Consider the following 14,165-nt stretch of genomic DNA (forward strand, 5'->3'; position numbering starts at 1 on the left):
ATGTGCTAATTCCACATAAATTGGAATAGAGAATAAAATACCTAGAAAGTGGTGGAAAAATGGTTTTAAAACTTGATATTGCAGAGTTGCTTTCGCAAGCAGAACAAAATAATGTTGTCGGCTTTATGGATAATAACCCTATTGGAAGAAAATACAAACAATGTGTTGTTGCACAAAGGAGGTCTTCAAGCTCCTCCAGTACAGGAAGTACAGGCAGATCTAGCAGTACGGGCTCTAGCAGCAGCAGTAGCGGCAGCAGTAGCAGTAACAGTAGCAGTAGCAGTAGCAGTAGAGGCAAAAAAGGTCCTGGTAAAAGGGGTAGCAGTGGATCCAGCAGCAGCTCTAGCAGTAGCTCGAGCAGCCGAGGAAGCAGCTCCAGCAGCAGATCGAGTAGCCGAGGAAGCAGCTCCAGCAGCAGATCGAGCAGCCGAGGAAGCAGCTCCAGCAGCAGATCGAGCAGCCGAGGATTCAGCTCTAGTAGCAGATCGAGCAGCCGAGGATTCAGCTCTAGTAGCGGCACTGTGGGTGGTACAGGTACTGTTTCTACAGGCAGCGGCTCTGGTAGAAGTTCCAGCAGCCGAGGAAGCAGCTCGAGTATGGGCACTGTAGGTGGTACAGGTACTGGTTCTACAGGAAGCGGTTCCAGCGGCCGAGTAAGCAGTGCAAGAAGCAGCGGCTCTTCGTGCAGCTCCTGGAGCGGCTCTTGGACCGGTTCCAGCAGCAGCTCAGGAAGCGGTTCCAGAAGCCGAAGAAGAAGCTCAGGAAGCGGTTCCAGAAGCCGAAGAAGCAGCTCAGGAAGCGGTTCCAGAAGCCGAAGAAGCAGCTCAGGAAGCGGTTCCAGAAGCCGAAGAAGAAGCTCAGGAAGCGGTTCCAGAAGCCGAAGAAGAAGCTCAGGAAGCAGTTCCAGAAGACGAAGAAGCAGCTCCAGTAGCAGCTCTTAGGCGGTACAGGTACTGATTTTACAGGCAGCTAAGGTAAGAGCGGCAAGGGTTAAGGTGAAAAATCAATATTCAATTCCACCAGTCAAAAAAGAAGACGCCGATACTGACCATCAGTATCGGTTATTTATTTGTTATAAATTTCTTTTAACTTAATGAATTCAATATTCATCTAATTTATCGTACATAAGCCTAGTAATCTAGTATTGTGATATCTGCCTATATAGAAAAAAATAGGTAAAAATCTATATGAAATTTATAGATTAATGCTGATTTATTACTTATCCGAGATATTCGTTTAGGTCAAGCCTCACAAAACGGACGTAATATAGAGCAAGGACAAGAAATGAAGAAACGGAAAATTAAGAACGAAACTCTTTGAAAGGAGTAAATTAATTTTTATGTACCATCAATCGACGGTTCTCATTACCATATTTGCTTTTATTCTAACAATGGTTATGATCTTTATCCGTCCAAAAAACATGAACGAAGCAATTCCGGCATCCATTGGAGCCATTCTTGTTTTTTTAAGTGGAAGCGTTTCGACAGGGGATTTACTAGATATCAGCTCCAAGGTCACCGGAGCAGCGATTACCATTATCGCAACCATTGTTATGGCAATTGTGCTTGAAAGCTTTGGTTTTTTTAACTGGACTGCAGCTCTAATGTTAAAATTATCAAAAGGGAAAGGTTTTCGCTTATTTTGGTTCACCCTACTGCTCTGCTTTCTAATGACGCTTTTCTTTAATAATGATGGCAGTATATTAATAACAACACCGATATTAATATTAATATTAAATAATTTAGGATTGAAAAATAAACAAAAAATTCCATTCCTGTTGAGTGGGGCGTTAATTGCTACTGCGTCCAGTGCACCGATCGGTGTCAGTAATATTGTGAATCTAATTGCATTAAAAATAATTGGAATGGACCTTTATATACAAACAGAAATGATGTTTGTGCCAGGGGTAATTGGGTTACTATTTCTTTCCTTTTTATTGTTTCTAGTATTCAAGAATGACATTCCCCGTGAGATCGGACACCATTCCTATTGTATCCCTTTACAAAAAAACCGGCGGTACCACCCATTGCAGAATAATAAGGAAGATTTATTTAATCAACAACAAAAGCTAATGATTAGAATGCTAATCTTTGTATTTTTTGTAAGAATTAGTTTATTTGCAGCATCTTTTGTTGGAATATCGGTATCCCTAGTCGCCGTACTTGGATCGATGATTTTATTAATTTGGAGATGGGTATATTTAAAGACCAATCCAAAGGACGTCGTCAAAAAGATTCCTTGGCATATTTTAATCTTTGCTTTTAGTATGTATGTTATCATCTTTGGTTTACACAATATTGGTCTTTCAAGCTTTTTAATTGACCATTTAAAACCATTAGTCTCCGGTAGCTTATTGCATGCAAGTTTAACCATGGGATTAATAACCGCACTGCTTTCCAACATCTTTAACAATCACCCCGCATTAATGATCTCAACCTTGGCATTAACGGATATGGGATTAAGTCCGCTCCTAATAAAAACCGTTTACCTAGGTAATATAATTGGCAGTGATGTGGGCTCGCTTATTCTTCCAATCGGAACTTTAGCAACGTTAATCTGGATGCATATCCTAAAGAAAAATAAAATTAGAATAACCTGGATGGAGTATATTAAAGTGACAATCCTGGTTATTCCGCTAACGTTGGTCTTCACGCTCATCTGCTTGTATTTTTGGTTATTACTCGTTTTTGTACCATAATTTTGCTAGGATTCATCAAAGGATGAGTCCTTTTAATTTTTAATTTTTTATCATTAATTTCTAATCTTTGATCCTTTCTTTTCACTTTCTTTCTCCTTGAATAATAAAATAAATGGATAATTCAGCGTTAACAAGGAAGTGAATAGAATGTGGTTAATGTCTCAATTAATCAACCAGAACTTTCTCAAAAAGTATCAAGCCTTTATCATCAAGTGATTCAAGAAAGTGAACAGGCATTAGAAAAATTCCCATTGGAAAATGGGCAGCAAAATCGGGATAACTTGCTGGCTTTTTTAGCACTTCGAAAATATCATTTACGTGAATTATATTTTCCATTAGCGGCTGAAGGGCTTCCGCCTTTGGAATTCTCCACTTTGCACGTTTTATTTACCATGGAAAAAATATTAAACCACTTAAAGGTCAAAACTGAGCCACCCGCCAGGCTCACTATTCCAACACCAATTGAATCAAAAGAAATTTCGGAAAGAAATTCAGCAGAACTTTTTGGAAAATGGGAAAAGCAGGCTCAATCTGCAATCATGGTTACTTTAGATGCCAAGATGATACATGAGCCTGAAATAATGGAAGCGTTATTATTGAACGGAATGGAGATTGCCAGGATAAACTGTGCACACAATCACCAAGGGATATGGAAACAAATTATTGAAGGATTGCGAGGGGCGGAAAAAAAGTTAAAGGCAGAGGGGAATCATGATCATCGCACTTGCAAAATATACATGGACATGGCAGGTCCAAAGGTGCGAATCGGCAAGCTTGAGCAGTTCGAAATATCTGTCATAAAAGGCGACATTTTACGTTTATATCTTGATCCAGAAATAACAGGGCACCCTGCTGCCGCTGATGTTCCGGCTGGCGTACCCGTTACACTAGAAAAAGCGTTTCGAAATGTGAGACTAAAGGATAGGATTTTTATCGACGATGGTAAAATCAAGGGAGTCGTGAAATATATTACATCAAAATATATTGAAATTTCCATCCTTTCACCGGTCATTAAACCGCTTCGAATAAAGGAAGGTAAGGGGGTAAATTTGCCTGATTCACTTCCAAGCTTAAACGTTCCAGCTTTAACGGAAAAGGACCTTTATGATTTACCCTTTATTATTGAGCATGCCGACATTGTTGGAATTTCATTTGTTCATTCTCCTATAGACTTGGAAAAACTTCGTGAGGCAATGAAACGATATAATGGAATGAATCTCGCGGTTGTAGCAAAAATCGAAACAAAGGATGCTGTTCACCAGTTAGCTAGAATTATCCTCGAGGGCTTAAAGTTTAAAAGCTTTGGCATTATGATCGCAAGAGGGGATTTAGCCGTAGAGGTAGGACCGGAAAACTTGGCCATCGCCCAGGATGAAATCCTTAAAATTTGTTCTGCTGCTTATATCCCCGCCATTTGGGCAACAGGTGTCTTAGAAAAATTAACGAAAACAGGTGTTCCATCTCGGGCAGAAATAACCGATGCTTCTTATGGAAAGCAAGCTGCTTGTATTATGCTAAACAAAGGTCCTTATATCATTGAGTCCTTAAAAATGCTTCGAACTATACTGCAAACAGATCAAAGTACTTCACCAAGGATCCACCCAAGTACTTACCAAATTTTATAGTTGATGAAGAGTCGACGCAGCGCGGCTCTTTTTGTGTTATCGGGGGAATGTCTATATCCATTCTTTCCACTTTGAATACTATTAAAATAAAAGGCAGGTGAGTAAAGTGTATTTGGTCGGCTTTTATTCGCCAAAAGCAAAGTCTGGTGTAACAGAATTGTCCCTGTCCGTTTTTCAGTGGCTGAAAACAAACACCAATTTATCTGTTGCATTCATTTCCTATGGATCATTAGAAAAAGAGGATCCTTCCAACCATCTCCTTCATGAATTCTCCAAATTAACTCTGGCTGAACAAAAACAAAAAGTTAAAAAGATGAAGAAGGAGCACGACATCATCATCTATGATGCCTCGAGCCAGTTATCCGAAGGGGTTTTAAAGCTTTTGCCAATCGTGGATCGACTTTTTGTCGTCGGAGAGGAACACAAGGACTTTGCGGTGAAACTGCATCAAATCATTCAATTTAACAAAATTTTTGATAAAAGCGTGAAAAATTTTATTACTCATTTACAGGGGAATAAAACCTTCATCATCCGTGAAAATAAAGAAGACCGTGTAATTGGTTTTAATTATTCCAAGAAAGAAACCAATGATATTGGCCAAATGATTTATACTGATTATGTAACCCATTACTTAAATGAAAAATTTATTGAAAAAAACGAAAAAATTTATCGAAAAATTAAAAAAATACCTAAGGCAGATTTGTTTAGAGGCCTTTACGAGCTGGGTATTGATTTCGAAAAAGCACTGCTTTTTAATAAATATGTCATTCTCCGGGAAGTATTAGGCCAGGATTACTACGAAGCACTCGAAAATCTTTTTCCCCATTTAATTAATTCCTCCTTTGAAGAGTTTTTAGATATGTTCCAAAACGAATTGTTTTTTATTACGAAACTGAAAATCTAAAATAAAACGCCATTCGAAGTGAATGGCGTCAGATTGTCGAGAAAGGTTATTTATCTCGGCAATTTTTATTTCGTTTAAATCAAAATTACCGATGTTTTATTACAGGAATACAGTAGTAACCACCATTTTTTTGGTCATATTCCTTGCGTTTTTTTGAAACTTTAACAAATAATAATAAAAAAAGGGGGAATCCATTTGAAGCAAACCAAATTAGAGCCAAAGGTTCTTTCGGTTTTAGAAGATAAAATCCAATTAATTAAAACCCAAAAGGGCGCTATTTATTTAGTAGGACCCATTCGCCTCCCTGTTAATTTATACGGTGAAACGGTTATTTTTAAATGGTATTGCTGGTTAAATTGCGACGAAGTAACAGAGGATTTTGAAAGGATCATTGACAAACTTTCATCTGTCAATTTAGCGGAATTCCAGCAGTCGAGTGTCCTTGCCTATGGGGACTTTGAATTCGGCGAAGACGCGATCATACGGATGCATTCCATTTGTCATACTGGTGATATTTTTGGCAGTAAAAGATGTGATTGCGGGTATCAATTGAAACAATCCATGAAAATGATAGTTGAACATGGGACAGGCGCTTTATTCTATTTAGCGAACCATGAAGGAAGAGGGATTGGTTTATTCAGCAAGGCAATGGCCTATATCCTTCAGGAAAATGGCTATGATACCGTTGAAGCGAATCAAGCACTTGGGTTTGTAGATGATTCTAGAAACTACAGCGATGCCATCCAAGTTCTTAAAGCCCTACGTTCAAAGCCAGTTACTCTTATGACAAACAATCCCAAAAAATTAGATGCCTTGAAGAATTCCGGTTTACCTGTTTCAGGGAGAAGGCCATTATGGGGAGATGTATCTGAGTATAATGAAAAATACCTTCAGACAAAAATTAATCGCTCCGGTCATTTAAAAGAAGAAGAGGGGTCTTGCCCAAATGACTAGTCACGAATTCTATATGGATTTGGCCCTGCAAAATGCAACAGCCATGAAGGGTCAGACAGATCCCAATCCTTTGGTCGGTTCTGTTATTGTCAATGATAACCGGGTTGTTGGTATTGGAGCCCATTTAAAGGCCGGTGAACCGCATGCGGAAATTCATGCCCTCCGAATGGCGGGGGATAAAGCGAAGGGGGGCACCATATATGTAACCCTCGAGCCTTGTTCCCATCATGGACGAACTGGCCCATGTGCCGTTGCTATTGTAGAGTCAGGACTTAAACGTGTAGTGATTGCAACACTTGATCCAAATCCAATCGTTGCAGGAAACGGAGTTAAAATCCTTGAAGATGCTGGGATCGAAGTCATAATTGGGGTCCGTGAAAAGGAATCTCAACAAATGAATGAGGTATTTAATAAATTTATTGTACAGAAAAAGCCTTTTGTGACCTTGAAATCAGGAATTACCTTAGATGGCAAAATCGCGACTCACACTTCGCACAGCAAGTGGATTACTTCTGCAGAAGCAAGGAAAGATGTCCATCACCTAAGAAATGAAAATATGGCGATTTTAGTCGGTGTAAATACCGTCATAAAAGATAATCCTGAGTTGACGACAAGGATTCCGAATGGACGGAACCCAATCCGTGTCATAATGGATTCCTCTTTAAAAATTCCTTTAGAATCTAAAGTTGTCACCGATAAACAGGCAGAAACATGGATTTTTACAAGTAAGAATTATGACAAGGAAAAGGAAGCCGCACTTTTATCACTAGGAATAAAGGTTTTTCAAACCAACGGCCCCAAACATGTCGATCCAAATGACGTGGTACATATCCTGGGAGAAAATTTAGTTTCTTCTTTATTAATCGAGGGTGGGGGAACAATCAACGCTTCTTTCTTAGAAAATCAACTCATTGATAAAGTGGTCTTATATTTTGCTCCTAAACTAATCGGCGGAAAGCATGCCCCAACCTTCCTTGAAGGGGAAGGATTTGAACAAATGAGCGAGGCTGTCGAGCTTTCGGATGGATCTTTTACAAAAATCGGGCCTGATTTTAAATTTATCGGCTATCCGCTTTACAATAAATGAGGGGTATTTAAAATGAAATTCGGCTTTGATATAGACGATACGTTAATAAATTTAAGAGAGCACGCTTTCCATCTTTATAATAAAAAATTAAATCAAAAGGTGCCGATTGACCATTTTCATGAACTAAAAAGAGTAGAGATCCATGGTCCCTTTGGGTTAACGGATGAACAAGGGAAGGACATGTGGATGCAATCATTAGAAGAAATTTATTTTACATCCTGTCCGCCTTATCCCGATGCAGTTGAAACGTTGCAGCAACTGGATAAACAAGGGCATGAGATCTATTACATCACCTCAAGGCCAAAGGGCTATAGGGATCGCACAATGGAATGGTTAAAGGAAAGAGGTTTTCCCATCCGTGATGAACGTTTTTTCTATGGCATGCAAGATCATGAAAAAGTGGACATCATCAAAAATTTAAAATTGGATTATTACTTCGATGATAAGCCGGAAGTTCTAAATACACTTCTTCAAGAATCAACAAAGGTGTTTGTAAGAGATCAATCCTATAATCGAGATTTGGATTTACCGCGAATTGTAAATTGGTCAGATTTCTCTACTGTTATAGAGTGCGAAGTAGAAAAAAGGGAAGTTTAATATTAACAGCCTGTTCCAAAAGGAACAGGCTATTTTTCTCCAAACCATTGATGAGGTGAACAAATGACAATTGTACGTCTCGGTTATGTAGCTATGAGCATGGAACTAAAAAACGCTTCCCCTTCAAAAACAATGACATTCGCTCAATTCCAGAAAATTGATGACCGGGAGGCTGCGATTCGTAAATTAGAGCGTATTTCACAAGAAAACCTGCAGAATACGTTAAGAATCCTTAAGCATAATGCCGCTTCTGACATTCATTTTTATCGGTTAACCTCACGATTAATCCCTTTAGCCAATCATGAGGAACTTCTTGATTGGGATTATATGAAACCTCTTAAAAGTAGTTTGCATGAAGTGGGTGATTTTGTCCAAAAGCATAAGATGAGAGTTGATTTCCATCCAGATCATTTCGTTCTCCTTAATTCCCAACAGGATCACATATTAAAGAATTCAATCAAAACCTTGAAGCTGCATTATTTATTACTAAAGGGGATGGGAATTGATCCCACTCACCGCTGCGTCATGCATGTTGGCGGGAACTATAAAGAAACCGAAACATCACTCGAACGCTTTGTTGATAATTGGATGACCGTTCCAAGAGGGATTCAGAAAATGATTATGCTTGAAAATGACGATACCTCCTTTACCTTAGAAGATACGCTTTATTTATGTGAAAAATTAGAAATACCGCTTGTATTTGATTACCATCATCATCTTGCCCTTCACCAGGATTCAAATTGGGAGGGGAATTGGGAGCGCGTGGTCCATACCTGGAAGTATTCTCAGCTTCCCATAAAGATGCATATTTCAAGTCCAAAAAGTCAAAAAGAATTTCGCCACCATTCGGATTATGTTGATATTAATATGTTTTTCAAGTTTCTTACAGAAATTAAGGGAAGCATTCCGCAAATTGACTGTATGATTGAAGCTAAAAGAAAAGATGAGGCACTTTTTCATTTAATGGAGGAGATAAGAACTCAAGAGGATGTTGAAATCATTGATGGCTCTTCTTTTCGTTTGAAATAATCGGAAAGAAGAGCCAAAGGTTCTTATAAAGTAAATTCTTGTGGAGGTTCACCATTAAGATTCAAGATCCGAACAGTTTCAGGAACGATTTGAAGAAACACATAGTTCGGATCATCTGGACCGTCGAACCATTGTTTGAATGATTCATCCCAATATTGCTTTTTAAGATTTTGTGAGTCATTTATGCTAGAAGTTCCTGTAATTTCTACATAGGCATCGCTTTGTCCATTTTTTTCATAACCTAATAAGACAGAGACGGATGAGTTCTTCTTTATTTCTTCAATTTTCTCAGTATCCTTTTTTGTTGGTGTATACAGGGTTAGGTCATCATTGTAAAACGTTATATAGCGTGAATGGGGCTTATTATTTTCAACTGATGAAAGTACACCAGTTTTGTGATCAGAGATAATCTGGATAACCTTTCTTTTAAATTTCGATCGTTCATTGAATCTGCTCCTTTTTTAAAAGTCAATTTTAATTTCCTCATAATTAACTAACCTATACTAATCGATGGTTAATTTCCATTATCAAGAAAACATAATTTAAGCTGCGAAAAGGGAAAAATTTAATAATGGGTTACAATGGTTAATTGCGAAGAAGAAAAGGTGATGGAATGAAAAACGAAAATTACCATGCTGGAGATATCGTTTATGTTTTTTACCGAAATCCCCATACACAGGATGTTGCAAACATCCAAGCAGCAGCGGTTGTCAATAACCCTGAGCATCCCAATGAATTAGCGTTATTTTTGTATGAAACCTATTACCCACTTTCCAATGAGATGGCCATTTATTCTACAGAAGAAGAGGCAAACCAAGCCTTTGATTACTATTATGGCAGTGCTTCAGAAGGGATATTGGAATGAATAACCCTTTCACACCTAAACTGGTTTACTTTGAGCCAAATGCATTGGACTACCCATTAGGGCAAGAACTTTTAGAAAAATTTGAAAAGATGGATGTCGAAATCCGTTACACCACATCCCATAATCAAGTTAGAAATTTGCCCGGTGACAATGACTTCCAAAGATATCGAGTTGCTAAGTCAACACTTGTGGTTGGAATTAGAAAAACACTGAAATTCGATACTTCTAAGCCTTCGGCAGAGTATGCCATTCCATTCGCGACTGGATGTATGGGGCATTGTCATTATTGTTATTTACAAACAACAATGGGAAGCAAACCATATATCCGTACATACGTGAATGTTGAGGAGATTCTTGAAGCTGCCGATAAATACATGGAGGAGCGGGCTCCAGAGCAGACTAGGTTTGAAGCCTCTTGTACCTCTGATATTGTCGGGATTGATCATTTAACACATACGCTAAAAAGAGCAATTGAGCATTTTGGAAAATCTGAACTTGGAAAACTTAGATTTGTAACCAAGTTTCATCATGTGGATCACCTACTTGGTGCCAATCATAATGGGAAAACAAGATTTAGGTTTAGCGTTAACGCCGATTATGTCATTAAAAACTTTGAGCCTGGGACCTCGCCATTAGAGAAAAGGATAGAGGCGGCTGGGAAAGTAGCAAGAGCAGGGTACCCACTTGGATTTATTGTTGCACCGATTTATCTTCATGAAGGATGGGAAGACGGTTATTACAAAATGTTTGAGCGTTTGGAAGTTGAATTGCCTCCAGAGGCAAAGGAGGACTTAACCTTTGAATTTATTCAACACCGTTTTACCAAACCGGCTAAAAAAGTCATTGAAAAAAACTATCCGATGACAAAATTAGAATTGGATGAAGAAAAGCGAAGATACAAATGGGGGAAATATGGAATTGGCAAATACATTTATCAAAAAGAAGATGAAGAAGATTTAAAAACTCATCTTTACGGTTATATGGAAAAGTTTTTCCCAAATGCAAAATTGGAATATTTCACATGAAAAAGGTCTTGGGGATTATTTTCCAAGACCTTTTCGCTGTTGTACTCTCATGATGTAAAATATATTTTTTCCTATATTTGGAAAATTATTCAGTTGCAAATGAAGGTATATTCCTTCAGAGGGGAGACGGACCTTACTGTTTAAACAAAATTCTGTGTAGAATTGTTTCTGCTGAATTTATAAACGGCGATAAGGAAAAAGGAAGCTGCAAAGGCAATTAGAATCATAAAATTTAAAGATAAACTACTGAAGGAGCTTCCTTCTTGCAGCTTTGTTAAGGTAGCTAAGGTCCAGCGCTGCGGGAGGAAATCAGCGATTTTTTGTAACGTTTTTGGCATCACCTCTACCGGCCAGAAGCATCCGGAAATCATAACCGTTGGTGTAATAATCAAATTTTGCATCGCTCCTGCAGCACTACGGCTATTAGAAAATGCAATAATCACCAAGTTGAGCCCTACTGAAATAAATGAAAATAGAATCATCACGAAGGCAGCCTGCCAAAATGACATGTTAATACCGATATTAAAAAGGATTTTCATAATCGTTAATGTGATGAGAACCTGTATCGACATAATAATCATGTTGACTGAGACATTAGCCAATAAATATTTTCTAGCATTAATGGGTGTCGAAAGCAAGCGGAAATAGGTTCTGTTTTCTTTGTCAAGAAGAATGATCTCTGACATATTACCTGCAGACATAAGCATGATCATTATAAGGAACCCAATGGTTTGATTGGTCATATTCTTGTTTTTAGATGTATCAACTAACGGATGAGTAGTCAACTTGAAGTTCGTTTGTTGAAAATCCTGATACATCTGCTTAAAGGTTTGTTGATTACCTGCAGCTGCAATACTAATTGTAGAAATATTATCGATGTACTGATATAAATAGGATTTAACAAATCCCGTGATTTGAGCTCCTTTTATCGAAGTAATCTGGACATTATCAGGATTACCCGCTAAAACACTTTCTGAATACCCTTTTTCAAGGGTAATAACACTATCTAGCTCGCCCGAAATTATTTTACCCTGAACCTTATCAGCGGGAATTTCTACAATTTTAACATTCTCCAAGCCTTTTAAAAATTTGATTGTATCGGATGCGATTTCACTTTTGTCTTGATTGACAATTCCGACATGCAGGATTAATTTTTGATCTCCGCCATACACGAGCAGGGAAATTAAGATGCCGATTAAGGGCATACAAAGATATAAAATAATATTTTTCTTTTTTCGGAATGTTACACTTAGCGTATTTTGAATTAACCAGAGGATATCCTTCATTATAGTCCCTCCCGTTTTTGTAAAGAGATGACAGCCACTAGTAAGAATATTAGTGCTCCAGTCAAATGGATGGTCACTGCAGGAATGGCTGCTGAAAGATCATTTGCATAAATCATTTTGGTAATGGCTGAATTTATCCAGGTAAGGGGAGAGAGATCCGTGATAATCTTAAAGATTCCTGACGGATTATCAATTTTAAAATAGGCTCCACCAAAAAATGACGCTAACTGGACAAACAGCATGATGATAATTCTTGGAGCCGCACTTGTCTTTGTCAAAAAGCTGAGTCCAATTCCCATGCTGACCGCAAAAATGATTTCGGTCAGTAAGACGAGAATGACCATCCCCAAATGATCGCCCCAATTGGCTTTAAAAAATAGTTTGCTACACAAAATAACTAATAAGATACAAACAGTATTGCTGACAAGACTTCCTAGAACTTTCCCGATAAAAATTTCACTTTTCCTCACAGGTGAGGCAATTAAACGATCTGCCGTTTTTCTGACCCTTTCACTGACGATTAAAGAGCTTGATGACATTGCTCCATATAGGACAATCATCGTTGTAATCACTATCGCATAATAATCCATCGAACCTGGCTGTTTATTTGGAAGAATGGAAGTTTCCTTAATAAAATCGTCCTTTTTCTCGCGAGTAAAGGCACTTGCCAGCTTTTCAGGGGCAACCTTCATGATCTCTGAAGCAATATTATATTTATCGACATAGGAAGTGAGCATTCCTTGAAGAATATTCCCTTCGATGCTGTTCCCGTTATTGACATACAGCTGTAAACCTTTTTGTGTCACTTCTACATATCCATCATATTTGCCTTGTTTCACTTCATTTTTTGGATTGATTTTTTTGGTCACTTTTTGAAAGTGAATCCCAGATTTTTCTGCTGCATCGATAAATTGATTAAAATTTTTACTTTGTGAAGAATCTTGATATAAAACATGAATGTCATCCACTGGAAGACTGTCGCCAAATGTGTTCGATAAGGCAGATCCGAGTACAAGCATAAGCAGGATGGGGAAAGCGAGCATAAAAAACAAGGTCCGAGTATCCCTAAAGTCCGTTTTAATTCCTTTCCAAGCAATATTGAGTATATTCAAAGTACATCCTCCTTATTGGTCACGCAAATTTCTACCTGTTAATGTTAAGAAAACGGTCTCTAAGTTCGGCGCTTTTTCTTGGAGGGAGCGGATTTCAATATGACTATTGATAAAATGCTCAATGATTTTATTAAGATTGTTAACGCCTGTGTCAGAGTTTATTTTGATAAGATTTTCATCAACCTGAACGGCTTCCACACCATTGATTGCTTTGATAGATTCCACATTCACATTTTCCGTTGATTTGACTTCAATCCATAAATCCTTTGTATTGGTGATGATGGATTTTAGCTGTTCCTTAGTACCCTCGGCAATGATCTTGCCGTGATCAATGATCGCGATGCGCGAACAGATTTCCTCGACTTCCTCCATATAGTGACTGGTGTAAATAATCGTGCAGCCCATATCATTTAATTTTCGAACGGAATTTAAGATATAATTCCGTGATTGTGGATCAATTCCGACCGTTGGTTCATCCATGATGATTAGTTTTGGACGGTGAGCAATGGCACAGGCAATATTCAGCCGTCGTTTCATGCCGCCTGAAAAACTATTAGGATAACTTTTGTGTTTATCCTGTAGACCTACGAATTCCAGTGCTTCTTCCACCCTTGCATTTAACTCCGTACCGCGCAGTCCGTAAAGTCCAGCAAAGAATTTCACATTTTCAAAGGCGGTCATATCCTCATAAATCGCTAAATCTTGAGGGACCATCCCGATGTTCATTTTAGCAAAACGGCTTTTTTTGGAAGCATTTTTTCCTAGAATATTGATGACACCCTCATTACTCCGCAGAAGGCCAGCAATCATATTGATGGTGGTACTTTTTCCTGCACCATTAGCGCCTAAAAATCCAAATATTTCACCTTCGGCAACTGTTAATGACATATTATCGACAGCAATAAAATCACTGAATTTTTTGGTTAAATTTTTAATCTCTAAAACGTTCATCTTTTCACCCCTAAATCGTTTGTATGGTCTAA

General features: G+C 38.2%; 15 protein-coding genes. 11 read left to right on the forward strand and 4 right to left on the reverse strand.

Features of this window, described 5'->3' with window-relative positions:
• Positions 1 to 111: 111 nt before the first annotated feature.
• From AC59HZ_RS16890 to uvsE, 9 genes are all read left to right on the forward strand, one after another.
• Positions 112 to 609, forward strand: coding sequence for a hypothetical protein (locus AC59HZ_RS16890; RefSeq protein ID WP_496546951.1), 498 nt, complete (start codon positions 112 to 114; stop codon positions 607 to 609).
• 51 nt (positions 610 to 660) lie between these two features.
• Positions 661 to 957 carry a hypothetical protein gene (locus AC59HZ_RS16895; protein WP_496546952.1) on the forward strand — a complete coding sequence of 99 codons (297 nt, stop codon included), beginning with the start codon at positions 661 to 663 and terminating at the stop codon, positions 955 to 957.
• A 382-nt stretch (positions 958 to 1,339) separates the two neighbouring features.
• Complete coding sequence (locus AC59HZ_RS16900) at positions 1,340 to 2,698, forward strand: arsenic transporter (RefSeq protein ID WP_496546953.1); 1,359 nt, start codon at positions 1,340 to 1,342, stop codon at positions 2,696 to 2,698.
• 149 nt (positions 2,699 to 2,847) lie between these two features.
• Positions 2,848 to 4,323 (forward strand): pyruvate kinase, encoded by a 1,476-nt coding sequence (locus tag AC59HZ_RS16905; RefSeq protein ID WP_496546954.1) that lies wholly within the window; start codon positions 2,848 to 2,850, stop codon positions 4,321 to 4,323.
• A 97-nt stretch (positions 4,324 to 4,420) separates the two neighbouring features.
• Positions 4,421 to 5,227 carry a hypothetical protein gene (locus AC59HZ_RS16910; RefSeq protein ID WP_496546955.1) on the forward strand — a complete coding sequence of 269 codons (807 nt, stop codon included), beginning with the start codon at positions 4,421 to 4,423 and terminating at the stop codon, positions 5,225 to 5,227.
• A 195-nt stretch (positions 5,228 to 5,422) separates the two neighbouring features.
• Positions 5,423 to 6,181 (forward strand): GTP cyclohydrolase II, encoded by a 759-nt coding sequence (locus AC59HZ_RS16915; RefSeq protein ID WP_496546956.1) that lies wholly within the window; start codon positions 5,423 to 5,425, stop codon positions 6,179 to 6,181.
• Positions 6,174 to 7,268 (forward strand): bifunctional diaminohydroxyphosphoribosylaminopyrimidine deaminase/5-amino-6-(5-phosphoribosylamino)uracil reductase RibD, encoded by a 1,095-nt coding sequence (gene ribD / locus AC59HZ_RS16920; RefSeq protein WP_496546957.1) that lies wholly within the window; start codon positions 6,174 to 6,176, stop codon positions 7,266 to 7,268. Before AC59HZ_RS16915 ends, ribD begins: the two co-directional genes overlap by 8 nt.
• A gap of 12 nt (positions 7,269 to 7,280) precedes the next feature.
• Positions 7,281 to 7,865, forward strand: a complete 585-nt coding sequence (locus tag AC59HZ_RS16925; RefSeq protein WP_496546958.1) for a 5' nucleotidase, NT5C type — start codon at positions 7,281 to 7,283, stop codon at positions 7,863 to 7,865.
• Positions 7,866 to 7,928: 63 nt separating this feature from the next.
• Entirely contained in the window at positions 7,929 to 8,894 is a 966-nt protein-coding gene (uvsE, locus tag AC59HZ_RS16930) for a UV DNA damage repair endonuclease UvsE (RefSeq protein WP_496546959.1), read from the forward strand.
• A 23-nt stretch (positions 8,895 to 8,917) separates the two neighbouring features.
• Here the strand turns inward: uvsE and AC59HZ_RS16935 are convergent, their stop codons facing one another.
• Positions 8,918 to 9,310: a pyridoxamine 5'-phosphate oxidase family protein gene (locus AC59HZ_RS16935; protein WP_496547072.1), complete on the reverse strand. Its 393-nt coding sequence runs from the start codon at positions 9,308 to 9,310 to the stop codon at positions 8,918 to 8,920.
• A gap of 197 nt (positions 9,311 to 9,507) precedes the next feature.
• Between AC59HZ_RS16935 and AC59HZ_RS16940 the strand changes: the two genes are divergently transcribed.
• Together AC59HZ_RS16940 and splB are read left to right on the forward strand one after the other, a co-directional pair.
• Positions 9,508 to 9,759 carry a transcriptional regulator SplA domain-containing protein gene (locus AC59HZ_RS16940; protein ID WP_496546960.1) on the forward strand — a complete coding sequence of 84 codons (252 nt, stop codon included), beginning with the start codon at positions 9,508 to 9,510 and terminating at the stop codon, positions 9,757 to 9,759.
• Positions 9,756 to 10,784: a spore photoproduct lyase gene (gene splB / locus AC59HZ_RS16945; protein WP_496546961.1), complete on the forward strand. Its 1,029-nt coding sequence runs from the start codon at positions 9,756 to 9,758 to the stop codon at positions 10,782 to 10,784. Before AC59HZ_RS16940 ends, splB begins: the two co-directional genes overlap by 4 nt.
• 140 nt (positions 10,785 to 10,924) lie before the next feature.
• On the opposite strand, the gene AC59HZ_RS16950 is transcribed toward splB, so the two are convergent.
• The 3 genes from AC59HZ_RS16950 to AC59HZ_RS16960 are packed head-to-tail and all read right to left on the reverse strand — an operon-like array spanning position 10,925 to position 14,133.
• The gene (locus tag AC59HZ_RS16950; RefSeq protein ID WP_496546962.1) at positions 10,925 to 12,070 is read right to left on the reverse strand and encodes an ABC transporter permease; all 1,146 of its coding nucleotides are present in this window, start codon (positions 12,068 to 12,070) and stop codon (positions 10,925 to 10,927) included.
• On the reverse strand, positions 12,070 to 13,182 hold the full coding sequence (locus AC59HZ_RS16955) for an ABC transporter permease (protein WP_496546963.1): 1,113 nt from the start codon (positions 13,180 to 13,182) through the stop codon (positions 12,070 to 12,072). Before AC59HZ_RS16955 ends, AC59HZ_RS16950 begins: the two co-directional genes overlap by 1 nt.
• A 12-nt stretch (positions 13,183 to 13,194) precedes the next feature.
• Positions 13,195 to 14,133 (reverse strand): ABC transporter ATP-binding protein, encoded by a 939-nt coding sequence (locus tag AC59HZ_RS16960; protein ID WP_496546964.1) that lies wholly within the window; start codon positions 14,131 to 14,133, stop codon positions 13,195 to 13,197.
• Positions 14,134 to 14,165: the final 32 nt, after the last annotated feature.

It is taken from the genome of Neobacillus sp. DZ-9 (assembly GCF_059587065.1).